The sequence below is a fragment of the Actinoplanes solisilvae genome (genome assembly GCF_003999975.1).
Taxonomy (GTDB): Bacteria; Actinomycetota; Actinomycetes; order Mycobacteriales; family Micromonosporaceae; genus Actinoplanes; species Actinoplanes solisilvae.
In genome coordinates, this window is sequence record NZ_RJAC01000030.1 from 38,973 (window position 1) to 61,714 (window position 22,742).

General features: G+C 71.2%; 16 protein-coding genes. 7 read left to right on the top strand and 9 right to left on the bottom strand.

Features of this window, described 5'->3' with window-relative positions; all coding sequences use genetic code 11:
- Position 1: 1 nt before the first annotated feature.
- From EER30_RS40875 to EER30_RS40885, 3 genes are all read right to left on the bottom strand, one after another.
- Positions 2–1,159, bottom strand: coding sequence for an ABC transporter ATP-binding protein (locus tag EER30_RS40875; protein ID WP_127507232.1), 1,158 nt, complete (start codon positions 1,157–1,159; stop codon positions 2–4).
- A 38-nt stretch (positions 1,160–1,197) separates the two neighbouring features.
- A complete protein-coding gene (locus EER30_RS40880; RefSeq protein WP_240670625.1) occupies positions 1,198–2,634 on the bottom strand; it encodes a gamma-aminobutyraldehyde dehydrogenase in 1,437 nt (478 codons plus the stop codon).
- Positions 2,635–2,829: 195 nt separating this feature from the next.
- Positions 2,830–4,308: a CoA-acylating methylmalonate-semialdehyde dehydrogenase gene (locus EER30_RS40885; RefSeq protein ID WP_127507234.1), complete on the bottom strand. Its 1,479-nt coding sequence runs from the start codon at positions 4,306–4,308 to the stop codon at positions 2,830–2,832.
- 60 nt (positions 4,309–4,368) lie between these two features.
- Here EER30_RS40885 and EER30_RS40890 point away from each other — a divergent pair, with 60 nt between their 5' ends.
- Together EER30_RS40890 and EER30_RS40895 are read left to right on the top strand one after the other, a co-directional pair.
- The gene (locus EER30_RS40890) at positions 4,369–5,805 is read left to right on the top strand and encodes an aminotransferase class I/II-fold pyridoxal phosphate-dependent enzyme (protein WP_127507236.1); all 1,437 of its coding nucleotides are present in this window, start codon (positions 4,369–4,371) and stop codon (positions 5,803–5,805) included.
- A 340-nt stretch (positions 5,806–6,145) separates the two neighbouring features.
- Entirely contained in the window at positions 6,146–6,712 is a 567-nt protein-coding gene (locus EER30_RS40895; protein WP_240670626.1) for a Uma2 family endonuclease, read from the top strand.
- On the opposite strand, the gene EER30_RS40900 is transcribed toward EER30_RS40895, so the two are convergent.
- Complete coding sequence (locus tag EER30_RS40900) at positions 6,701–7,225, bottom strand: hypothetical protein (RefSeq protein WP_127507238.1); 525 nt, start codon at positions 7,223–7,225, stop codon at positions 6,701–6,703. The two genes, EER30_RS40895 and EER30_RS40900, sit on opposite strands and share 12 nt — an antisense overlap.
- A gap of 511 nt (positions 7,226–7,736) precedes the next feature.
- The gene (locus EER30_RS49140; protein WP_240670627.1) at positions 7,737–9,683 is read right to left on the bottom strand and encodes a serine/threonine-protein kinase; all 1,947 of its coding nucleotides are present in this window, start codon (positions 9,681–9,683) and stop codon (positions 7,737–7,739) included.
- A 132-nt stretch (positions 9,684–9,815) separates the two neighbouring features.
- Here EER30_RS49140 and EER30_RS40910 point away from each other — a divergent pair, with 132 nt between their 5' ends.
- Positions 9,816–10,829: a LacI family DNA-binding transcriptional regulator gene (locus EER30_RS40910; RefSeq protein ID WP_127507240.1), complete on the top strand. Its 1,014-nt coding sequence runs from the start codon at positions 9,816–9,818 to the stop codon at positions 10,827–10,829.
- 76 nt (positions 10,830–10,905) lie between these two features.
- Here the strand turns inward: EER30_RS40910 and EER30_RS40915 are convergent, their stop codons facing one another.
- The 3 genes from EER30_RS40915 to EER30_RS40925 all read right to left on the bottom strand — a co-directional run bounded on the left by EER30_RS40915 (position 10,906) and on the right by EER30_RS40925 (position 14,061).
- Complete coding sequence (locus EER30_RS40915) at positions 10,906–11,796, bottom strand: carbohydrate ABC transporter permease (RefSeq protein WP_240670628.1); 891 nt, start codon at positions 11,794–11,796, stop codon at positions 10,906–10,908.
- 1 nt (position 11,797) lies between these two features.
- On the bottom strand, positions 11,798–12,640 hold the full coding sequence (locus EER30_RS40920; RefSeq protein ID WP_127507242.1) for a carbohydrate ABC transporter permease: 843 nt from the start codon (positions 12,638–12,640) through the stop codon (positions 11,798–11,800).
- 77 nt (positions 12,641–12,717) lie between these two features.
- Positions 12,718–14,061 (bottom strand): extracellular solute-binding protein, encoded by a 1,344-nt coding sequence (locus tag EER30_RS40925; protein WP_127507244.1) that lies wholly within the window; start codon positions 14,059–14,061, stop codon positions 12,718–12,720.
- A 305-nt stretch (positions 14,062–14,366) separates the two neighbouring features.
- Here EER30_RS40925 and EER30_RS40930 point away from each other — a divergent pair, with 305 nt between their 5' ends.
- The gene (locus EER30_RS40930) at positions 14,367–16,718 is read left to right on the top strand and encodes a glycoside hydrolase family 3 N-terminal domain-containing protein (RefSeq protein WP_349290915.1); all 2,352 of its coding nucleotides are present in this window, start codon (positions 14,367–14,369) and stop codon (positions 16,716–16,718) included.
- Here the strand turns inward: EER30_RS40930 and EER30_RS40935 are convergent.
- On the bottom strand, positions 16,715–19,366 hold the full coding sequence (locus EER30_RS40935; RefSeq protein WP_164842671.1) for a helix-turn-helix transcriptional regulator: 2,652 nt from the start codon (positions 19,364–19,366) through the stop codon (positions 16,715–16,717). The two genes, EER30_RS40930 and EER30_RS40935, sit on opposite strands and share 4 nt — an antisense overlap.
- 236 nt (positions 19,367–19,602) lie before the next feature.
- On the opposite strand from EER30_RS40935, the gene EER30_RS40940 reads away from it, so the two are divergent.
- The 3 genes from EER30_RS40940 (at position 19,603) to EER30_RS40950 (ending at position 22,556) form a co-directional block, all read left to right on the top strand.
- Entirely contained in the window at positions 19,603–20,448 is an 846-nt protein-coding gene (locus EER30_RS40940) for an alpha/beta hydrolase family protein (protein ID WP_127507248.1), read from the top strand.
- A gap of 100 nt (positions 20,449–20,548) precedes the next feature.
- The gene (locus EER30_RS40945) at positions 20,549–21,532 is read left to right on the top strand and encodes a LacI family DNA-binding transcriptional regulator (protein WP_127507317.1); all 984 of its coding nucleotides are present in this window, start codon (positions 20,549–20,551) and stop codon (positions 21,530–21,532) included.
- 10 nt (positions 21,533–21,542) lie between these two features.
- Positions 21,543–22,556, top strand: a complete 1,014-nt coding sequence (locus EER30_RS40950; protein WP_127507250.1) for a 5'-3' exonuclease — start codon at positions 21,543–21,545, stop codon at positions 22,554–22,556.
- Positions 22,557–22,742: the final 186 nt, after the last annotated feature.

Genomic DNA, 22,742 nt, shown 5'->3' on the forward strand with positions numbered 1-22,742 from the left:
TTCAGACTCCGATCAGATAAGAATGCTGGGGGGCCCAGGTCAGATAGACCCGATCGCCGCGACCTGCAAGATCGTCGGCGTTGGAGGCATTTTGATCGAAGACCGTAAAATCCGCGCCCGCCGCTGTCGCTACGGTGTAATTCGTTGACGTTCCGTGATAAACGACCTCGGTCACGGTGCCGGAGAGCACGCTGCCACCGGTCGCCTGCACGGGCGGCAGGGTGCGGTGCAGATCGACCTTCTCGGGACGGATCGACACCTCGAGCTTGTCGCCGGTGCGCACCGACTGCGGCACCGGCACCACGACCCGGTCCTGGGTGGTGTAGCTGAGCAGCGCCAATCCGCCCTCGGTGCGCTCGACGTGACCGTCCACAATGTTGGACGTGCCGATGAAGCCGGCCACGAAGCGGCTGGCGGGCCGCTCGTAGATCTCGCGCGGTGAGCCGAGCTGCTCGATGACGCCGGCGCACATGACCGCGATCCGGTCGGACATCGTCAGCGCCTCGCCCTGGTCGTGGGTGACGTAGACGAAGGTGATGCCGACCTCGCGCTGGATGCGCTTGAGCTCGATCTGCATCTGCTGGCGCAGCTTGAGGTCGAGGGCACCCAGCGGCTCGTCGAGCAGCAGCGCCCGCGGGCGGTTGACCAGGGCCCGGGCCAGCGCGACCCGCTGCTGCTGGCCGCCCGACATCTCGCGGGGCGAGCGCTTCTCCATGCCGGTCAGCGAGACGATCTCGAGGATCTCGCCCACCCGGCGCTCGATCTCGGACTTGGCGACCTTGCGGCGCTCAAGACCGAAGGCGACGTTCTGGTACGTGTTCAGGTGCGGGAAGAGAGCGTACGACTGGAAGACCATGTTGACGTCGCGCTTGTTCGCCGCGACGCCGGTGACGTCCTTGCCGTCGAGGAAGATCTGACCCGCGGTCGGCTCCTCGAAGCCCGCGATCATGCGCATGGTGGTGGTCTTGCCGCACCCCGACGGGCCCAGCAGCGAGAAGAACTCCCCCTGCACGATCGCCAGGTCGGTCCGTTTGACGGCGGGCACCGTCTCGCCGTGCGACAGGTAGTTCTTGTGCACGCCGACGAACTCGATGGCCGGCGCACCGGCCGCGTGCGTGGCCGGCCGGGCCTGTACGACGCTGTGCTGGGGGGTGGTCATGGGGTTCCTCTTCGGTGGGGCGGGCGGGGCGGGCGGGGTCAGCCCAGATAACTCATGACGTGTTTGATCCGGGTGTACTCCTCGAACCCGTACAGGGAAAGGTCCTTGCCGTGACCGGAGTGGCCGAAGCCGCCGTGCGGCATCTCCGAGACGAACGGCAGGTGCGTGTTGATCCAGACGGCGCCGAAGTCGAGCCGCCGGGAGACGCGCATCGCGCGCCCGTGGTTCTGGGTCCAGACGCTCGCGCTCAGGCCGAACCGCACGTCGTTGGCCCAGCGGACCGCCTGGTCCTCATCGTCGAAGCTCTGCACGGTGATGACCGGGCCGAAGATCTCGTCCTGGACCATCTCGTCACGCTGCCGCAACCCGGCCACGACCGTCGGCTCGAGGAAGTAGCCGCGCTCCCCGACGCGCTTGCCGCCCGCGACGATGCTCGCGTGGCCGGGCGCCCGGTCGAGGAAACCCTGCACCCGCGCGAGCTGGGTGGCGTTGTTGACCGGGCCGAAGAAGGCCTCGGTGTCCGACGGCGGGCCGACCCGGGTGGCGCGGGCGGCCTCGGCGAGGGCCTCGGTGAAGTCGGCGGCGACGCGCCCGTGCACGAGCACCCGGGTGGCCGCGGTGCAGTCCTGCCCGGCGTTGAAGTAGCCGGCCCCGGCGATCGCCGCGGCGGTGGCGGCCACGTCGGCGTCGTCGAAGACGATCACCGGCGCCTTGCCGCCCAGCTCGAGGTGGGCCCGCTTGAGGTCGGCGGCCGCCGAGACCGCCACCTCCATGCCGGCCCGGGTCGAACCGGTGATCGAGACGAGCTGCGGCGCCGGGTGGGCAACCACGGCCCGGCCGGTGTCGCGGTCGCCGCAGACGACGTTGAGCACGCCGGGCGGCAGGAACTCGGCGGCGATCTCGGCCAGCAGCAGGGTCGTCACCGGGGTGGTGTCGGACGGCTTGAGGACGACGGCGTTGCCGGCCGCGATCGCCGGCGCGAACTTCCACACCGCCATGACCATCGGGTAGTTCCACGGGGTGATCTGCGCGCACACGCCGATCGGTTCCCGGCGGACGTACGACGTGTGGTCGCGCAGGTACTCCCCCGCCGACTTGCCCTCGAGGACCCGCGCCGCGCCCGCGAAGAAGCGCAGCTCGTCGAGGAGCGGTCCCATCTCCTCGGCCCGGGTCGCCTCGACCGGCTTGCCCGTGTTGCGGCACTCGGCCGCGATGATCTCGCCGGCCCGCGCCTCGACCGCGTCGGCGATCTTCAGCAGGGCCCGCTGCCGCTCGGCCGGAGTGGTGTCGCGCCAGACCTCGAAACCCGCTCCGGCCGCGGCCATCGCCGCGTCGACGTCGTGCTGCGACGAGACCGGGGCCAGGGCGTATGCCTCACCGGTGCTGGGGTCGACCACCTGAGAGGTGGCCCCGTCGACCGGGCCGGTGTACTCGCCACCGACGAAGTTGCGCAGAACGGGCAACGAGGCGCTCACGAAATAGAACCTCCGGGCGAAGAAGGCGTGCTGGTCGGTGTGACTGCTCCCACAAACAAGCTGGCGAGACCTTGACACATCAGAAGTCCTGAAGACAAGGGAATCCGAAACAATTTTCCAAAGCTGAAACGGAATCGGCGCTCAGCGACCGCCGTAACTACGCAATCCCGCGTTCTCCCGGGTAATACCCGAAGGTCATCGGGTCGTCGGGAAGCCGAGGTCGACGGTCGACGTACCCGGGTCCGGCCACCGTGACGTGACGACCTTCGCGCGGGTGAAGAAGTGGATGCCGTCCGGCCCGTACATGTGGGTGTCGCCGAACAGCGAGGCCTTCCAGCCGCCGAACGAGTAGTAGGCGACCGGCACCGGAATCGGCACGTTCACGCCCACCATGCCCACGTTCACGTCGAACTGGAACCGCCGGGCCGCACCGCCGTCCCGCGTGAAGATCGCGGTCCCGTTCCCGTATTCGTTCTCATTGATCAGTTCAAGCGCTTCCGCGTACGTGGCCACGCGCACGACGCCGAGCACGGGCCCGAAGATCTCGTCGGTGTAGACGTCCATCTCGGGCGTGACGTTGTCGAGCAGCGTGACGCCGAGGAAGTAGCCGTCGCCGGGCACGTCGGCCTCGCGCCCGTCGGCCACCACGGTCGCCCCCGTCTTCTCGATGTAGCCGGCCACGCGATCGCGGTGCTGGGCACTGATCAGCGGACCCATCTGCGACTCGGGATCGGTGCCCGGGCCGACCTTCAGCTTCGGCAGCCGCGCGGCGATCGCCTCGACCAGCGGGTCGGCCACGTCGCCCACGGCCACGACGACCGACACGGCCATGCACCGCTCACCGGCCGAGCCGTACGCGGCACTCACCGCGGCGTCGGCGGCCGCGTCGAGCTCGGCGTCCGGCAGCACGACCATGTGGTTCTTCGCGCCGCCGAGGGCCTGCACCCGCTTGCCGTTGGCGGTGCCGGTCTCGTAGATGTGCTTGGCCACCGGCGTCGAACCGACGAAGCTGACCGCGGCGATGTCCGGGTGGGTCAGGATCGCGTCGACCGTCGCGGCGTCGCCGTTCACGACCGTGAACACGCCCTCGGGCAGGCCGGCCTCGCGCCACAGCCGGGCCAGGAACAGCGCGGCCGACGGGTCCTTCTCGCTCGGTTTGAGCACGAACGCGTTGCCGGCGGCGATGGCCGTGGTGCACATCCACAGCGGCACCATGGCCGGGAAGTTGAACGGCGTGATGCCCGCGACGACGCCGAGCGGCTGGCGGATCGAATAGACGTCGACGCCGGTGGCCGCCTGCTCCGAGTACGAGCCCTTCATCAGGTGCGGCACGCCGGTGGCGAACTCGGCGTTCTCGAGGCCGCGGGCGACCTCACCGGCCGCGTCGGAGAGCACCTTGCCGTGCTCGCTGGTGATGACCGCGGCCAGTTCGCCCGAGCGCGCGGCGAGCAGCTCACGGAACTTGAACAGCACGGCGGCCCGGCGCGACAGCGAGGCGGACCGCCACGCCTTCGCGGCTTCCTTGGCCCCTCGGACGGCTTGGTCGACCTCGTCGGCGCTCGCGAGATCGACCTCGGCGGTCTGCTCGCCGGTGGCCGGATTGAAGACGGGGCCGACGCGGCCCGAGACTCCGGCGCGCTCGGCGCCGCCGATCCAGTGCGCGATACGAATCATGGAGTGAGGTTACGTACCAACCGTGGACCGAACAATGCACGAAACGTACTGTCACAAACCGTGTCCGCCTTCGCCGCCCTCCGATCCCACCTCGCCGACCTCACGGCGCGCGGCCTGGCCGAGGCGGTCGGGCGCGCGGTCGGCGAGGGCGCTCTCCCCGCGGGCAGCAAGCTTCCCCCCGTACGGCAGGTGGCCGCCGAACTCGGCATGTCCCCCACCACAGTCAACGCGGCCTGGCAGCTCCTGCGCCGCGCCGGCACCATCCAGACCGCCGGACGACGCGGCACGGTCGTCGCCGTCTCCCGCCTGGACGGGCCCGGCCGCTACCGGGCGGCGCTGCGCGGTCGCACCGGCTTCCCGCTCGACCTGTCCACCGGCGTACCCGATCCGGCCCTGCTGCCCGCCCTGCCCCCGCTAGCCGCCTCCCCCGCTGCGCCCGGCCGTTCCGCTGCGCCCGGCCCTACCGCTGCGCCCGGCTGTTCCGCTGCGTCCGGCCGTTCCGCGGCTTTCGCTCTCGGGCCCGGCAGTCTTCTCGGGCCGGGCAGCTACCTCGACGAACCCGTGCTGCCCGGCCTCGCGGCGCTGCTCCGCGACCGCTGGCCCTACCCCGCCGAACGCCTGGCGATCTTCGACGGCGCGATGGACGCCATCGACCACGTGGCCTCGTCCCTGCTGCGCCTCGGCGACCGGGCCGTAGTCGAGAACCCGTGCTTCCCGCCGCTGCTCGACCTGCTGGAAGCCTTGGGCGTGCAGGTGATCGGCGCCGACACGGACGCCTTCGGCATGCTGCCCTCCACGCTGGCGGCCGCCCTCACCCAACGCCCCGCCGCGGTGTTCCTGCAGCCCCGAGCCCTCAACCCGACCGGCGCGTCGTGGTCCCCGGCGCGGGCCGCCGAGCTGGCCGCCGTCCTGGCCGAGACCCCTCAGGTATACGCCGTCGAGGACGACTCGGCCGGCGACGTGTCCTCGGCGCCGCCGCTCTCGCTGGGTTCCTGGCTGCCCCGCCAGACGCTCCGCGTACACAGCTTCTCGAAATCGCACGGCCCCGACCTGCGACTGGCCGCCGTCTCAGCCCCCGCCGCCGTCCTGGACCCGGTCCTCGAACGCCGCCTGCTCGGCCAGGGCTGGACGAGCCGCCTGCTCCAGCACCTGCTCCTGACCCTGCTGACCGACCCGGCCTCGACCGCCGCCGTGGCCCGAGCCCGTTCCGAATACGCCGACAGGCGCCACAAAATCGTGACGGCGCTGGCCACCCACGACGTGCCGCTCCCACCCGGCGACGGCCTGAACCTGTGGCTCCCGGTAGCCGACGAGCAGGCCGCCCTGATCTCCCTGGCCAGCAACGGCATAGCGGCCGCCGCCGGAACCGCCTTCCTGGTGAACCCCGGCCCCGCCCACCTGCGCGTAACGGTTGGCCTGATCACCACGGACCACGACACGATCGCAACCCACCTGGCCAGCGCCGCGCGAGCCGCAACCCCACCCCCAGCCCGCTGACCCCCACGACACGCCGCCCCAGCCCGCTGACCCCCACGCCACGCCGCCCCAGCCCGCTGACCCCCACGACACGCCGCGCCAGCGCGCCGACCGCCCCAACACCCACCTCGTCAGCCCGCACCACCCACCCGCACGAGGTCCACTGCACTGCGAACCCGTCGCCGTCCGGGCGCAGCAACGCCGTTGGCCGTGCGCCAACGACTCCTCCCGCCGTTGGCACGTGGCCAACGGCCGTCCGCCGTCTCCGTTGGCCGTGCGCCAATGACGTCTGTTAAGTTGACACACGTCTAGTGGTCGTGTGACCATTTCTCGCAGATGAGCGCGTGCGACACTTTGCCTTATGACCGAGGCAGACCTGGCACACTTCGGCCCCTGGACCGAAGAGGAGTTCCTCGCGCTCGACAGGACGACCAATCGGATCGAGCTAGTCGACGGGGGGCTTTGGGTGAGCCCGGGACCGGGAATGCACCATCAGGGCATCTCCTACCAACTACACGCCGCTCTCCGGCCCGCGGCCCGCGCCGCCGGGCTGCTGACCTTCGAGGGCATCAACGTCCGGCTCGAACCAGGCACCATCTACGTGCCCGACCTGACCGTGATCGACGCGCGCACCGAACTCGACGCCTACGTGGAAGCCTCCGACACCGTCCTCATCGCCGAAATCCTCTCCCCGAGCAGCCGGAAGATGGACCGCGTCACCAAGCGGCACGCCTACGCCGCCGCGAAGATCGCGTGGTATCTGCTCGTCGAGCCCGACCTCTCGACCTACGCGGGGGTGAGCCTGTGGCTCTTCCGGCTCGACGGCGATGAATACGTCGAAGCCTCGGCGGCGAAGCGCGGCGAGACCCTCCACTCCGACGAGCCGTTCCCCATCGCGCTACGCACCAACGATCTTCTAGCCCGCTGACGGAACCCGCCGTAGGCGAAGCCCAGCCAACGCCACGCCGCTCGGAACCACGACGTTGAGAACGAACACCAGCACCTCCTCACCGACGGAGTAGTCGTCGACCAGTACTCCGATCAGCAGGTTGACCACCAGCAGCGCAAACCACAGCGGCACGAAGACGACCGCGGCGGTGCGCAGCGCGACCTCCCGTGCAGCGCGAGGGATGAGAAGGTCCGCGAGCAGAGCGATCCCGCCCCAGAGCGCGAGGCCCGCTACGAGGAACCACCCGAAGCGCGGACCGCCAAGCGACAGTCCATCGGGCCAGATGGCCCAGGCAGCCCCCGCCACGGCGGCCGGCCCACCGAAGACCGGCAGGAAAACCGTCGCTTCCTCACTCGCCCGGTATCCGGCCGAGAAGACACCCATTCCAGCGTTGATGACCGACACCGGCAGCCATGTAGCCGCGAAGACCGCGAACGCGACGGCACCGGGCGGCTCGTGCGCGAACAGGTTGGCCAGCAACACGACCGACACGACCAGCAAACACCGGCCACCAGAAAACGCGGCAAACGCACCGGACCACCTCCACACGCATAGATTCGCCCCGCCCGGCCGCCCCGCTCGGTAGCTCAGCTCGCCCGCTCAGGTCGCCCGCTCAGGTCGGCCACTCGGGTCGGACACTCGGGTCAGCCACTCCGTTCGCCCGCTCAGGTCGGACACTCGGGTCAGCCACTCCGTTCGCCCGCTCAGGTCGGACACTCGGGTCAGCCACTCCGTTCGCCCGCTCAGGTCGGACACTCGGGTCGGCCACTCGGGTCAGCCACTCGGGTCGGCCACTCCGTTGGGCTCCGCTCCGTTCAGCGGGATGCCGAAGTTTCCCACGCCGACGAGGCCGGTTGAGGACCCTGTGGACAACTCTGAGCGCTGCCGGCTCGCTGTGGACAACTCCAACCGCTGCCGCCCGCCCGGAGTAGGGTCCGACCACACCACCGCTCCCCGGGTGGGTGGGCGGATAGGAACAGCTCGGGGCCGGAGCCGTTCTGCCTCAGTCCGCGGGGCGGAAGCTATCGAAGACCAGTTGGAGGTCGGGGCGGTAGCGCTGCCAGTCGGCGTCGCGGGTCTGCCAGTAGAAGCCGTAGGCCTGTTTGGACGAGGTGACTACGCCGCGGTTGTTGACGTGCTGGCGGGTGCCGTTGCGGGTGAAGGTGAACTCCCAGTCGGCGGCCTTGCGGAAATAGTTGACCTTGTCGATACGGACCTCGCGGTAGGACGGGAAGTCGCCTACGGAGACGCGGTATTCGGCTTTCTCCTGCCAGTCCGCCACCGGGTCGGGGTGCGGGGTGTCGGTCTGGTCGATGCCCAGGATGCGGGCGGAGCGGCTGTCGCGGAAATAGACGATGGAGCCTTCCTTGGAGCGCGTCCAACCCTGGGGGACGTAGACGGCGAAGCCGGTCGGGTCGCGGTAGTCGCGCCAGCCCGCGGGCAGGGGCGGGCGGGCCGAACCGGTCGACACCGGGGATGAGGGCGGCGGCTTGGCGGGTGAGGCGGTGGCCGCGGACGACGGTGGGCGGGAGGTTCCGGCGGGGGCTGAGGGCGTGGCGGCGGGTGCGGAGGCGGGCTGTTGACCGGCCTCGACCAGGTCGCCGCCGCCGCTGTCGGAGCCGGGGCGGGTCACGGCCCAGACGACGGCGGCCACCGCGAGGACCGCTACGGCTGCCGCGACCAGGATCCAGCGGCCCGGCGATGCGGGCGGGCGCGGACCAGCGTCGGGCGGAGACGGCGGCGCGGCGGTCCCCCACGAAACCGCGGAGCCCGCTCCACGAGGACTGGAGATCTCGGTGTCGGGGGGCGGTTCATCGGGCTGATCCAGGAGCAGACGATCCGGCTGCACCGGATCTGACGGCGGACGCTGCGCAGGCACACCGGGACCAGCAGGCGCACCGGGACCAGCAGGCGCGACGGGACCAGCAGGCGCGGCACTACGGGCGGGCTCCGCCTCAGGCAAGGACTCACGCGGGGATGCCTCACGGGCGGGTGCGCCCGCAACGGCGGCATCCGGCAGAGCAGAGGCGGGGGCGGCCTCGGGAGCGGGTGCGGGTGCGGCCTCACCCCGTACGGGAAAAGGCAGTTGAAGGTCGTCGGTCGCAGGGGCCTCGACGTGGGCCGGAACCAGCGCGTGGCCATAGGCGCCGGAGGCCGCCGCCCGCAGCAGGTGCTCAGCCTCGTTCGCGTCGAGGCGTTCGGCCGGGTCCTTGCGGAGCAGCCCGACCAGCACCGGCTCGAGCGGCCCGGCCTGCCGTGGCGGATCCGGTTCGTCGGCCGCCAGCGCCGTCAGGGTCGCGAGGGCGTTGCCGCGACGGAACGGCGAGCGCCCCTCCACCGCCGCATACAGGGTCGCTCCCAGCGACCACAGATCCGACGCGAGCCCGGCCGTCCCGTATTTGGCGCGCTCCGGCGACATGAACTCGGGCGACCCGAGCAGCATGTTCGAGCTCGTGATCTGGCTTTCGCCCTCGATCGTGGCGATGCCGAAGTCGGTCAGAAGCACCCGCCCGTCGTCGGCCAGCAGCACGTTCGCCGGTTTCACGTCGCGGTGGTCGACCCCGGCGCTGTGCGCGGCGCGCAGGGCGGCCAGCAGGTCCAGTCCGATGCGGGCGACGCGGCGCGGGTCGAGCGGCCCGGAGGCTTTCAGCTCGTCGTCGAGCGAGTGGGACGGCACGTAGGCCATGACGATCCAGGCGCGGCCGTCCTCGTCGAGCACGTCGAAGACCTGCACCACGTTGGGATGGCCGAGGCGGGCGGCGGCGCGGGCTTCCCGGAGCGTACGGCGGTGGGCCGAGTCTCGCTCCCCCGCGAGCAGTTCGTCGGGGAGCAGCACTTCCTTGACCGCGACTTCGCGCTGGAGCACCTCGTCGCGGGCGTGCCAGACCCGGCCCATGCCGCCTTCGCCCAGCGGGTCACCCAGGCGGTATCGGCCGGCGATGAGAGGCATGTCGATGGCCTTACCCGAACTCCACGGACCTCAGACGTGTGCACGTGCCCTTGTCGGCCGCGGAATGTGCAATACTTCCGGAACTCCGTTACGAAAGTTTCGCGGAGACTGAAGTGTGAGCGAGGAGAGACGATGGCCGCGACCGGAAGACGAGTCACCATCGCGACCATTGCCGAGGCGGCCGGGGTGTCCGTTCCCACGGTGTCGCGGGTGCTCAACGGGCGCACGGACGTGTCGCCCGAGACGCGCGACCGCATCGAACATTTGTTGCGTGAGCACGACTACCGCCCTCGTAACTCTCGGCAGCCGCTGCGCGCGGGCCTGCTCGACCTGGTTTTCCCCGATCTCGACAGTCCGTGGGCGGTCGAGCTGATCCGCGGTGTCGAGGAGGTCACGCACGCCGCCGGCGTCGGCACCGTCGTGTCGGCCATCCACCGGCGTACGGCGTCGACCCGCCAGTGGCTGCAGAATCTGCGGTCCCGGCAGTCCGACGGCGTCATCCTGGTGACCTGGGACGGGGCCGGCCCGGTGAGCACCGAGCTGCACCGGCTGAACGTGCCGATGGTGATAATCGATCCGGCGGGCGGGGCCGCGGCCGACGTGCCGACGATCGGCGCGACGAACTGGTCGGGCGGGCGCAGCGCGACCGAACATCTGATCTCGCTGGGGCACCGGCGCATCGGCCTGGTCGAGGGGCCGCGCAACCTGCTGTGCAGCCGGGCACGGCTCGACGGATACCGGGCGGCGCTCGAGTCGGCCGGGCTGCGCGTCGACCGGCGGCTGATCGAGCCGGGCGACTTCCGGCACGAGTCGGGTTTCGCGGCGGCCGAGCGGCTGCTCGACCGGGACGAGCCGCCGACCGCGATCTTCGCGTCGAGCGACCAGATGGCGCTGGGCGTCTACGAGGCGGCGCGCCTGCGCGGGTTGCGGGTGCCTGACGAGCTGAGCGTGATCGGCTTCGACGACCTGCCCGAGGCCCGCTGGTCGTCGCCGCCGCTGACCACCGTACGGCAGCCTCTGGCTGACATGGGTGGCCTGGCCGCCCGTACGGTGCTGCGCCTGTCTCGGGGTGAGCCGATCGAGACGCCCCGCGTCGAGCTGGCAACCGAGCTCGTCGTGCGCGAGAGCACCGCCGCGCTGCGATAAGAAACCCGCGATAAGAAAGCCGCGATGACGACAACGGCCCCTGTCCGCGAGGACAGGGGCCGTCGTGCAGTGCGTCCTACTTGCCGAAACCGGCCGTCAGACCGCTGAGGAGCTGGCGGCGGCCGATGGCGTACAGAAGGACGATCGGCAGCGTCGTCAGCGTGACCGACGCGGCGATCGCCGGGATGTTGATGCCGAACTGGCCCGAGAAGTTGGCCAGCGCCAGCGGGATCGTCCGCTGGTCGGGGCTCTGGGTCAGCACCAGCGGCAGCAGGAACCCGTTCCAGATGCCCAGCGCGTTGTAGATCGTCACCGTGACCAGCGCCGGCCGCGTGAGCGGGAACGCGAGCCGCCACAGCGTGCCCCACTCGGTGGCGCCGTCCATGCGCATCGACTCGAAGAGTTCCTTCGGGACGTCACGGATGAAGTTGGCCAGCACGAGCACGGACAGCGGGATGGCGAACGCGATCGACGGCAGGATGATCGCGGCCAGGGTGTCGTACATCTGAAGCTTGATGATGATCAGGTAGACCGGGATGATCACCGCTTGGAGCGGGATGGCCAGGCCCATCAGGAACACCGAGTTCATGACCTTCAGCAGCCGGTTCCCGGCGCCACGAACGATCGCGTACGCCGCCATGAAGCTGATCGCGACGGCCGGGACGATCGCGCCGACCGTGACGATCACGCTGTTGAAGAAGTAGCGGATGACGTCGTTCTCGATGACCGTCTTGTAGTTGGTCAACGTGAAGTCGGACGGCGGGAGCAGCGGGTTGGTGACGAAGTAGGTGTCCTGGGTCTTGAAGCTGGTGATGACGATCCAATAGATCGGCAGCATCACGATGAAGAGCCAGACCCAGCTCAGGCCACCGCCGAACCAGTTGTAGGACCGGGCGCGCCGACGGAGACGACTACCGGGGGTGCCGGTGACGGTCGGCGACGGTGCGTGCTTGGTGATGGTCGCCAACTCAGGCTCCTTCGCTCTGGCTCTCGTCGGCCCGGCCGCCCAGCCGCCGCAGCAGCAGGGAGAGCGCGAGCCCGACCAGGACCAGGATGACAGCGATCGCGCTGGCCGGCCCCATCAGGTTGGCCTGGAAGCCCTGCCGGTACATGAGCAGCGCCAGCGCTCGGGTGGCGTCGCCGGGACCGCCTGCGGTCAGGACATAGATGAGGTCGAAGAACGTCAGCGAGCCGACCACCATCAGCGTCGACGAGGTGATGACCGTGTATTTGATCTGCGGCAGGGTGATGGAGAAGAACTGCCGCACCCGGCCGGCCCCGTCGATCTGGGACGCCTCGTACATGCTCGTGGGGATCTGCCGTACCGCGCCTTGATAGATCAGCGTGTGGAACGGGATGAACTGCCACGACACGATGAAGATCAGGGTGGCCATGGCCAGCGTCGCGTTGCCGAGCCAGTCCTGGTTGAGCGCCTCGACGCCCAGGCCGCTGCCGAGACCGAAGCTCGGGTCGAGCAGCGACTTGTAGGTGATCGCGATGGCGGCCGAGCTCAGCAGCAGGGGGATGAAGAACAGCACGGCGAGGAACTCGCGGTAGCGCTTGCTGGTCGCGAGGAAGACGCCGAGGAGGATCGACAACGGGGTCTGCACGGCCCAGGACAGCGCCATGATCAGGAACGTGACCCAGAGGGCGTTCGGGAGACCGGGGTCCTTCAGCGTGGCGCGCCAGCTGTCCAGCCCGGACGGCACGATCTCGCCGAAGCCGTTCCAGGTGGTGAAGCTGAGCGCGAGAACGCCGATCAGCGGGATGATGCCGAAGAAGATGAACCAGACGAATGCCGGCAGGGCCATCCAGACGACGGAACCGCCCCGCCCGCCGCTGGACCGTGGAGACTCCTTCGTCCTTACGACGGGCGGAGCGATGGTCGTCACTTCCCGATGACTCCGTTCATGGCGCTGACCCACTGCTGCGGGCTGACCTGCAGCTGGAACAGCTTCGCGATGTTGTCGAGCAGCGTCTCGGCCGCGGTCGGGCTCAGGGCCTGGTCCCACGACTGGGCGAAGACCTTGGCGCCGTTGGCGATGCCGGCCATGTCCTTGAGGAACTGGGCGTCACCACCGGTGAAGAGGCTGTCGCTGTTCTTCAGCACCGGCACGCCGCCGGACTTGACCCAGCCGGACTTCTCGTCGTCGTCGACCAGGGTGGTCGAGAAGAACTTCTTCGCGATCTCCTTCGCCTCGGGCGTGGCCTTCGACGAGATCGAGAGGTACTGACCGGGGTTGCCGACCGTGTTCGACGGGTCGCCCTTGCCGCCCTCGACGGCCGGGAAGTTCATCCAGCCCAGGCCGTCCTCCTTGACGAAGTTGCCACCGTTGGCGGTCTGGATGCCGTACGACCAGGAGCCGTGCAGCATCATGGCGGCCTTGCCGGTGTAGAGCAGGGCCTGGTCGGCGTTCGAGTCGGCCGTGGTCGACGAGAAGCCCTTCTGGAAGCCGTTGGCCTTCACCAGGTCCTGGATCTTGGTGAGCATGTCGAGGACGGCCGGGTCGGACCAGGCGTCCTTCTCGCCGGCGAAGACGCGGTCGAAGACCTCGGAGCCGGCGGTGCGGTCGAGCAGGAACTCGAGCCACATCATGTTCGTCCAGCGCGACTGGCCGGCCAGCGAGAACGGAGCGACCTTGGCGGCGTTGAACTTCGGCACGAGGGCCATGATCTCGCCCCACGACTTCGGGGGCTGGACGCCGACCCGCTCGAAGACCTTCTTGTTGTAGAAGAGCACGATCGGCTGGACGGTCTCGATCGGCATCGCGTAGATCTTGCCGTTGACCGTGGCGGCACCGAACGACGAGGCAAGGATCTTGTCCTTCACCGCGGCGTTCTGACCGAACCAGTCGGTCAGGTCTTCCACCAGGTTCGAGTTGACGTACTCCTTGAGGCCGCCACCGCCCCAGCCCCAGATCATCGTCGGGCCCTGGTTCGCGCCCAGCGAGGTCTTGATCTTCTGCTTGTAGGCGTCGTTCTGGAAGTACAGCTCCTCGATCTTGGTGCTCGCGTTGGCCTTGTTGAAGCGCTCGATCGCGGCCTTGCGAACGGGCTCGCCGGGCGGGCCGCTGAGCGACCAGTAGCTGGCGCTGCCGCCGCCACCGCCACCGGTGCTGCCGGTGCCGGGCGCCTTCGGGCCGTCGCTGCCACAGGCGGCCAGCGCCGCGGCACCGGCCGCGCCCGCGGCCAGTCCGAGGAAGTTACGCCGGGAAATCGGGTTATTGGTCACGCTGATCTCCGAACTCGAATGCCGCCTCGAACGGCGGCGAGAGGATCGCCGTGGTGGGTGGTCGTCCGCGTCACAGAGGCTGCAACTTTCGCTCGACAACCGCAAATTAACACAAGGTTTCGTTAACGTAGGGTTTCGGGGTGATCATGTCAAGGGTCTTGCGATGGTCGCGCTCCCACCGCAAGAGTGGACGTGATCGCGACCAGCTCGCAGGCCCCCGTTTAAGATCACCGAGCGCCGAAACAAAGCGCTGTGCAAACACTGAAAGTTTCGGAAGTATCAAGGAAACACTGAGGAGTTGCGCCGTGACCACACGACCGGCACACAGGCCATGGCAGGACCCGGCGCTACCCGTCGGTGAGCGCGTCGACGCTCTTCTCGCCGAGATGACCCTCGAAGAGAAGATAGGCCAGTTGGGCAGCCGCTGGGTCGGAAACGACATGCAGGACGAGGAGACCGCCGACTCTGAAGAAACCCTCAACGTCGCTCCCATGCAGGACGTTTTCGCCGCATCCGGCACCATACCGCTCGAAGAGGCGAGTCGGCACGGTCTGGGCCACCTGACCCGGGTCTTCGGCAGCTATCCGCTCACTCCCGCCGAGGGCGCCGCCGAGGTCGTCCGCCAGCAGCACATCGTCCTGGCCAACTCGCGTCTCAGCATTCCCGCGATCGTGCACGAGGAATGCCTGACCGGCTTCACCACCTTCGGCGCCACGGTCTATCCGGCCGCCATCGCCTGGGGCGCCACCTTCGATCCCGAGCTGGTCGAGCGGATGGCCGCCGCGATCGGCCGCGACATGGCCGCGGTCGGCGTGCACCAGGGCCTGTCGCCGGTGCTCGACGTCGTACGCGACTACCGCTGGGGCCGCGTCGAGGAGACCATCGGCGAAGACCCGTACCTGGTGGGTCTGCTCGGGGCGGGCTATGTGCGCGGCCTGCAGAGCGCCGGGGTCATCGCCACGCTCAAGCACTTCGCGGGCTACTCGGCCTCGCGCGGGGCCCGCAACCACGGCCCGGTGCCGATGGGCCGGCGCGAGCTGCTCGACATCATCCTGCCGACCTTCGAGACCGCGATCCGCGAGGCCGGCGCGGGCTCGGTGATGAACTCCTACTCGGACATCGACGGCCTGCCCGCCGTAGCCGACCCGTGGCTGTTCACCGAGCTGCTGCGCGACCGGTGGGGCTTCACCGGCACGGTCGTCTCCGACTACTGGGCCGTGCCGTTCCTGGCCAGCACCCACCACGTCGCCACCGACATGGTCGACGCGGGCATCCAGTCGCTGACCGCCGGCATCGACGTCGAGCTGCCCGACACGCTGGGCTTCAGCACCGACCTGATCGGCCGCGTGCCCGAGGAGCTGATCGACCGGGCCGTGCGCCGCCTGCTGACCCACAAGGTCGAGCTGGGCCTGCTCGACGCGGACTGGACGCCGGAGAAGTCGGTCGCGGCGGCCGACGGCACCGACCTGGATTCCAGGGAGAACCGCGAACTGGCCCGCGAGCTGGCCGAACGCTCGATCGTCCTGCTCGACGCCGGCTCGGCGCTGCCGCTCGCCCCGGGCCTCACGAAGATCGCGGTCGTCGGCCCGGCCGCGGCCGACCCTCGTACGTTCATGGGCTGTTACGCCTTCCCGAACCACGTGCTGCCGCGTTACCCCGACGCCGGTCTGGGCATCGAGGTGTCCACGGCCGTCGACGCGTTGCGCGCCGAGCTGCCCGACACCGAGATCGTGTACGAAAGGGGCTGCGCGGTCATCGGCGACGACCGCTCCGGTTTCGCCGCCGCCGTCGACGCCGCCCGCGACGCCGACCTGACCGTCGCGCTGGTCGGCGACCTGGCCGGCCTGTTCGGGCACGGCACCTCGGGCGAAGGCTGCGACGCCGAGGACCTGAGCCTGCCCGGCGTGCAGGGCGCCCTGATCGACGAGCTGCTCGCCACGGGTAAGCCGGTCGTCGTGGTCGTGGTCTCCGGACGGCCGTACGCCCTGGGGTCCGTTGCGGACAGGACGGCCGGGCTGGTGCAGGCGTTCATGCCGGGCGAGGAGGGTGGCGCCGCGATCGCGGGGATCCTCTCGGGCCGCGTGAACCCGGGCGCCAAGCTGCCGGTGCAGATCCCGCGGCACGCGGGCGGGCAGCCCGGCACCTACCTGCAGCCTTCGCTGGGCGCCGAGAACACCGGCGTCAGCAACCTCGACCCGGCTCCGCTGTTCGCGTTCGGCCACGGCCGGTCGTACACGACGTTCGAAGTGGACGATCTGCGGATCAGCGCCACCGACGTGCCGACCGACGGCGAGTTCACCGTGACCGTACGGGTCTCCAACACGGGCGGGCGGGCCGGCGACGAGGTCGTACAGCTCTACCTGAAGGACCTGGTCGCGCAGGTGACGCGGCCGGTCAAGCAGCTCACCGGGTTCGCCCGGGTGCCGCTCGAGGCGGGCGAGGCCAAGGACGTGACGTTCACGGTGCACGCCGACCGCACCGCGTTCACCGGCCGCGACTTCTCCCGCGTCGTCGAGCCGGGCGACCTCGACGTGCTGGTCGGCACCTCGGCCGACGACCTGCCGTGCACCGGCCGGGTCACCCTGACCGGCCCGCTGCGCGTGGTCGGCGACCGTGACCGGGTTCTGGTCACGCCGGTCGAGGTGCAGAAGATCTAGGCGAGCAACCGGGCCAGTTCGGTCCGGGACCGTACGCCGAGACGCGCGAAGACGTTGCGCAGGTGGTGATCGATCGTGCGGGGGCTCAGGTGCAGTTGCTGGGCCACCTCACGGTTGGTCGCCCCCTCGGCGACCAGCCCGGCGATCCTCTCCTGCTGGGCGGTCAGCGGCGCGCGGTCGACCGGGCCGATCCGCTCCCCCGCCGCCCGCAGCTCACGGGCGGCCTGCTCGGCCCACGGCCGCGCGTCGAGCCGGTGGAACGTCGCGGCGCTGCGGCGCAGATGTTCGCGGGCCTCGGCCGGCCGACGACGGCGGCGCAGGTGCCGGCCGTACAGAAGCTCGGTGTGGGCCCGCGCGAAACCGGGTTCAGCGGCGCGGGCGTGCCAGCCCAGAGCCTCGCGGAAGTGCTCGTCGGCCGCCTCGGTCTCGGTCAGCGCCCGGCACCGGCTGCGTAACGCCAGCCATCCCGGCTGTCCCGTGCGGCCCGCCCACCGGTCGAAGGCCTCGCCGCCCGCGCCGGTGGCCTCGACGAGATGCGGGGCGATCGCCACTCGCAAGGTCATCGATCCGTCGCCCCCGGCGATCCGCAGCAGTCGTCCGGCGGCGGCTTCAGGCCGGCCGTCGACGAGGTCGAGCAGCGCTTCGGCCCAGTCGCTGAGTGCCCGAATCTCCCCGGCGACGTGCCCGAGTGTGTCGATCCGCTCGCGTCCGGTCTCGCGGTCGCCGGCCAACGCGGCCAGCAGGGCGAGCAGGGCCAGGTGGGCATCGGCCAGTTCGGGCCGTCCGGCGCCCCGGGCGACGGCCAGCCCGTCCAGGGCCGCCTCGGTCGCCTCGTCATATCGACCGGCCGCCATCTCCGCGAACGCGGCCGATTCCAGCGCCTCAGGAACCATGAAGGCGTTCCCCCGCGTACGGGCGGAGGCCGCGGCCCGGTGCCCCAGGCGCGCCGCCCGTTCGCCCTGCCCCAGCAGGATTCCCGTGTTCGCCGCACGCACGAGCGCGACGGGATCGGTGACGTGCTCGGCGAGCCGCAACACCTCGCGCAGGTGACCGAAGGCCGCGTCGTCGGCCCCGCTCATCAGGTCGGCCACCCCGACGACCTGGTGCAGCGCCATCGCGTGCCCGGTGCCTCCGAGAGGCCAGCGGGCCGCGGCCTGGCGGGCGAGGGCGGGATAGCGGCCCGGTTCGCCGGTGCGCCCGCACGCCTCCCCCGCGACGAGCAGCGCGTCGAGGGTCCCGGCCGGGTCGGTCGGCAGAAGCTCGGCGGCCACGTCGAGCAGCACGTCACGCGACTCGGCGGGCGCGCGCCGCACCCGCATCTCGGCGATCAGTCCTCGGGCCCGCGACCGCACCACGGCACTGCCCCGCAGCCGGGACGCCCGCTGCAACAGTGGCCGGGCGTCGCGGGGTCGTCCGGCCGCCATCGCCGACCGCGCTGCGGCCAGCAGAGCCCCCGCCGACGCCACCGGATCGCTGCTCAGCCCGGCGGCCCGGCGTCGTCCCTCGAACGCCTCGCGGGCGGGCGCGGACTCGCTGGCCTCCAGCAGCTCGCGGGCCAGCTCGTCGTCGTGGCCGGGGACGAGGGCCGCCCGATGCAGGAGCGACCGCAGCCGATGGCCGCGGTCGCCAAGCACTCCGGCCAGCAGTTCGTGCGCCCGGTGCCGCTGCCCGATCGGCGCCTCGTCATGGACGACCGACCGCAACACGGCCGGGGTGAACCGCACCCCGGCCGCCGACACGGCGATGAGCCCGGCCCGCTCGGCGGGTTCGAGGTCGCCCAGCGTCGCCCGGTCGCCGGAGGCGTCGAGCAGGTCGCCCGGGTGGGCCTGCGGATCGGTGGCGGCCAGCAGGAGCAGGTGGCGGGTTCGGGGTGGGAGGGATTCGAGGGCGGCGCGGCCCCGCAGCCGCAGGGTGCTGTCCGCCGGCAGGGCGGTGGGTGCCGGGGCGAGGCCGCGCCGCTGTTCGGGGGTGAGGGTGGTGACGAGGTCGACCAGGGCGGCCGGGTGGCCGGCGGCCAGCTCGACGAGGGCGGCCGCGACGTCGGGGGTCAGGTCGGGGGCGCGGGCGGCGAGCAGGCGATGGCCGGCGTCCTCGTCCAGTGCCGTCAGGCGCAGCAGGGGAAGGCCGGACGCGGCGGCGTGACCACGCGCGCTCGTGGCGACGGCGGCCAGCAGGACGACGGGCAGGCCCGCGAGGCGGCGGGCGAGCAGCCGGAACAGCAGCCAGGACGGCGGGTCGAGCCGGTCCGCGTCGTCCACGACGATCAGCATCGGCCCGTCAGCGGCGGCCAGACGTAGCAGTGCCAGCGTGCTGACGCCCAGCATCAACGGCCCGGCCGGCGACTCGCGTCCGGCGAGGACGTCGATCAGCGGGGCGCGCTGGGCGGCGGGCAACCTGTCGACGTGGGCGGCGAGCGGTTCGAGCAGTCGTTGCAGGCCGCCGAGGGCCAGCCCCGCCTCGTCCTCGTGGCCTGGAACGACGACGGGCCGCATCCCGGCCGCCGCGACGGCGCGCAACAGGCTCGATCGCCCCTCGCCGTAGCCACCGGCGATCACCAGCGCGCCGCCGTGGCCCTGCCTCGCGGCCGCGAGCAGGGCATGGATCACGGCCAGCTCGGCGTCGCGGCCGACCGGCGAAACTTCATGCACTGCCGGTGCATTAAGCATGCGGTGAGTCTGTCCACCCAGATCGGAGCGGGGAAGGCATCGACGAGGACTTTTCGATTGACGAAATTTCACCCGTGTTAACGGGCCGTTGCGAGAAGGCCGGTGGTTTCACCGATGCGCACCGTCGGCAGCCGCGCAAACACTGACCGCCATCAATTCCCTATCCCCCGGGAGCGTGTCAGGTGCAGCAGGTACTTCAATCCCGCCGGCCTCGCCGGATGTTCCTCGCGATGGCCGCGGCGGCCGCGCTCGCGGTCGGGCTCGGCGCGGCGCCGGCCCAGGCAGCCGACAACCCGTACGAGCGTGGCCCCGCCCCGACGGTCTCCTCGCTCGACGCCGGCCGCGGCCCCTACTCGGTCGCCACCGAGAACGTGTCGTCGCTGGTCAGCGGCTTCGGCGGCGGCACGATCTACTACCCGACGACCACCAGCGACGGTACGTTCGGCGCGGTCGCGATCTCGCCCGGCTTCACCGCCCGCTGGTCGAGCATCTCGTGGCTGGGTCCGCGCATCGCGTCGCACGGCTTCGTCGTGATCGGCATCGAGACCAACACCCTCTACGACCAGCCCGGCCAGCGCGGCGACCAGTTGCTGGCGGCGCTGGACTACCTGACCCGGTCGAGCGGGGTGCGTTCGCGCGTCGACGCGAGCCGGCTGGCGGTGGCGGGTCACTCGATGGGCGGGGGCGGCAGCCTCGAAGCCTCCCGCACTCGCCCGTCACTGCAGGCCGCCGTACCGCTGGCGCCCTGGAACGCCACCAAGAGCTGGTCGACGCTGCGGGTGCCGACCCTGATCATCGGTGGGGAGAGAGACTCGATCGCCCCGGTCGCGTCGCACTCGATCCCGTTCTACAACTCGATCCCGTCGGCCAGCGAGAAGGGCTACCTGGAGCTGAACAACGCCAGCCACTTCTTCCCGCAGTCGGTCGACACGCTGACCGGGCGCCTCGGGGTGGCCTGGCTGAAGCGGTTCGTCGACAACGACACCCGCTACGACCAGTTCATCTGCCCGGGCCCGTCCAGCAGTGGGGTCTCGGACTATCGCAACACCTGCCCCCTGAGCTGATCGGGGCGCGTTGACAGCCGGCCGGCGGGCGGACCCCCGCCGGCCGGTGTGCGGCGCTATTCTGCCGCGGATGACTGTGAAGCGTGGCCGGCCGCCCGGAATGATGGACGTCGCCCGTCTGGCGGGGGTGTCCCACCAGACCGTGTCGCGCGTGCTCAACGAGCACCCCAACGTCAGCGAACCGACCCGGCTCAAGGTGCGGGCCGCCATCGCCGAGCTCGGCTACCGGCCCGACCGTGCCGCGCGTGCCCTGGTCACCGGCACGTCCAAGGTGATCGGTGTCGTCGCCCAGAACTCCTCGCTGTACGGGCCCGCGTCGATGCTCACCGCGTTCGAGGAGGCGGCCCAGGCCACCGGCTTCGCGGTCAACGTCGGCAGCGTCCGCAGCCTCGACGAGCGCTCGATCGCCGACGCGGTCGAACGCCACCTCGACCAGCGCGTCGCCGGCCTGGTCGTCATCGCCCCCGTCGCGAGCGCGAGCCCCGCCCTGGCCAAGCTGCCGGGCGACGTGCCGCTGGTGACCATCGACGGCGACCCGGCCAGCCTGTCCACCCTGGTCACGATCGACCAGGTCGCGGGGGCCCGCGCCGCCACCGAACACCTGCTGTCCCAGGGCCACGCGTCGGTGTGGCACATCGCCGGGCCGGCCGACTGGTTCGACGCCGCGGGCCGCGCCCAGGGCTGGGAGGCGGCGCTGCGCGAAGCCGGCCGCGAGGTTCCGCCGCTGCTCACCGGCGACTGGAGCGCCGCGTCGGGCTACCGCAACGGACAGTTGCTGGCCCGCCTGCCCGAGGTGACCGCGGTCTTCGCGGCCAACGACCACATCGCGCTCGGGTTGCTGCGGGCGCTCAACGAGCAGGGCCGCCGGGTGCCGGCCGACGTGAGCATCGTGGGCTTCGACGACGTGCCCGAGGCCGGGTTCTACAACCCGCCGCTGACCACAGTGCGCCCCGACTTCGACGCCGTCGCCGCCGCGGCCCTCGAGCTGCTGCTGGCCCAGATCGAGTCGGGCGTGCCCGGCTCCGACCGCCGCACGATCGCCCCCGACCTCGTCGTCCGCGAGAGCGTCGCACCCCCGGCGTAGTCTCTTTCAGGTGCCGCGCCCCGACCCGCTCCTGCTCGTCCTCGACGGCAACAGTCTGCTGCACCGCGCCTACCACGCCGGTGCGGGCGACGGCTGGGCCGACGACGACGGCAACCCCATCTGGGCGTTGCGCGGCCTGGTCGGCTATCTGGCCCGGGCCGCGGCCCATCTGCGGCCCGACGCGGTCGTGGTCGGCTTCGACTGCCCCGACGAGTCGGCCCGCCGCAGCGACTACCCGCCCTACAAGGCCCACCGCCCCGACAAGGCCGAAGACCTGACCGCCCAGCTGCTGGCCGCGCCGGCCCTGCTGCGCGACGCCGGGGTGTGCGTGGTCGTCCCCCGCGCCTACGAGGCCGACGACGTGCTGGCCAGCGCTGCGGCCTCGGCCCGGGGCGCGGGCTGGCGCTCGGTGCTGATGACCAGCGACCGCGACGCGTTCGCCCTGATCGACGAGGCCACGTCGGTGCTGCGCGTGCGCAACGGCGGCTTCGGCGAGGCCGTGCTGATCGACGCCGCCGGCCTGCCCGAGCTCTACGGCGTCCACGCCTGGCAATACCGCGACTTCGCCGCCCTGCGAGGAGACCCTTCCGACAACCTCCATGGCGTACGCCGTTTCGGCGCGGCCACCGCGGCCAAGCTGCTCGCCGCGTTCGGCACGGTCGAGGCCGCGTGGGAGGCGGGCGCCGCCCTGATCCGCGAAACCGTCGGCGACCACGCCGCGACCCACTTCACGGCCCCCGCCGCCCGCGAGATCGTCGACCGCAACCGCCGCCTGATGAGCATGCGCCACGACCTGCCCATCCCCGACCTGGCCACGGCCCGCATCCCGCTCGACCGCTTCGCGATGCGCCGCGCCCTGCGCGCCCGCGGCATCAACCTGGGCCCGTCGCTGTGGGCCCTGACCGGCGGCGCGCCCCCGGCCGCCCCCGACGCCGACCCCACCCCCGAGTTTCACCCCTGGGTCTTCCGGGGCAGCCTGGCCGCCCGCCGCGAGCCCACCCCAGGCCAACTGGCCCTCTTCTAGCCCGGCCACGCACTCCACAGCGCGCCCCTGCGGCGCTCAGTCCCGGCCGCGCGGCGCTCAGTCCCGGCCCCGCGCCGCCCAGTCCCGGCCCCGCGCCGCCCAGTCCCGGCCCCGCGCCGCCCAGTCCCGGCCCCCGCGCCGCCCGGACCCGTCGCTCGCGACCGCGCTGTCCCCGATCGCGCGTCC

Bases quoted from the DNA above. Each gene is read 5' to 3' on its own strand.
- EER30_RS40875 (WP_127507232.1), bottom strand. From the start codon at position 1,159: ATGACCACCCCCCAGCACAGCGTCGTACAGGCCCGGCCGGCCACGCAC.
- EER30_RS40885 (WP_127507234.1), bottom strand. From the start codon at position 4,308: ATGATTCGTATCGCGCACTGGATCGGCGGCGCCGAGCGCGCCGGAGTC.
- EER30_RS40895 (WP_240670626.1), top strand. From the start codon at position 6,146: ATGACCGAGGCAGACCTGGCACACTTCGGCCCCTGGACCGAAGAGGAG.
- EER30_RS49140 (WP_240670627.1), bottom strand. From the start codon at position 9,683: ATGCCTCTCATCGCCGGCCGATACCGCCTGGGTGACCCGCTGGGCGAA.
- EER30_RS40910 (WP_127507240.1), top strand. From the start codon at position 9,816: ATGGCCGCGACCGGAAGACGAGTCACCATCGCGACCATTGCCGAGGCG.
- EER30_RS40920 (WP_127507242.1), bottom strand. From the start codon at position 12,640: ATGGCCCTGCCGGCATTCGTCTGGTTCATCTTCTTCGGCATCATCCCG.
- EER30_RS40940 (WP_127507248.1), top strand. From the start codon at position 19,603: ATGTTCCTCGCGATGGCCGCGGCGGCCGCGCTCGCGGTCGGGCTCGGC.
- EER30_RS40945 (WP_127507317.1), top strand. From the start codon at position 20,549: ATGATGGACGTCGCCCGTCTGGCGGGGGTGTCCCACCAGACCGTGTCG.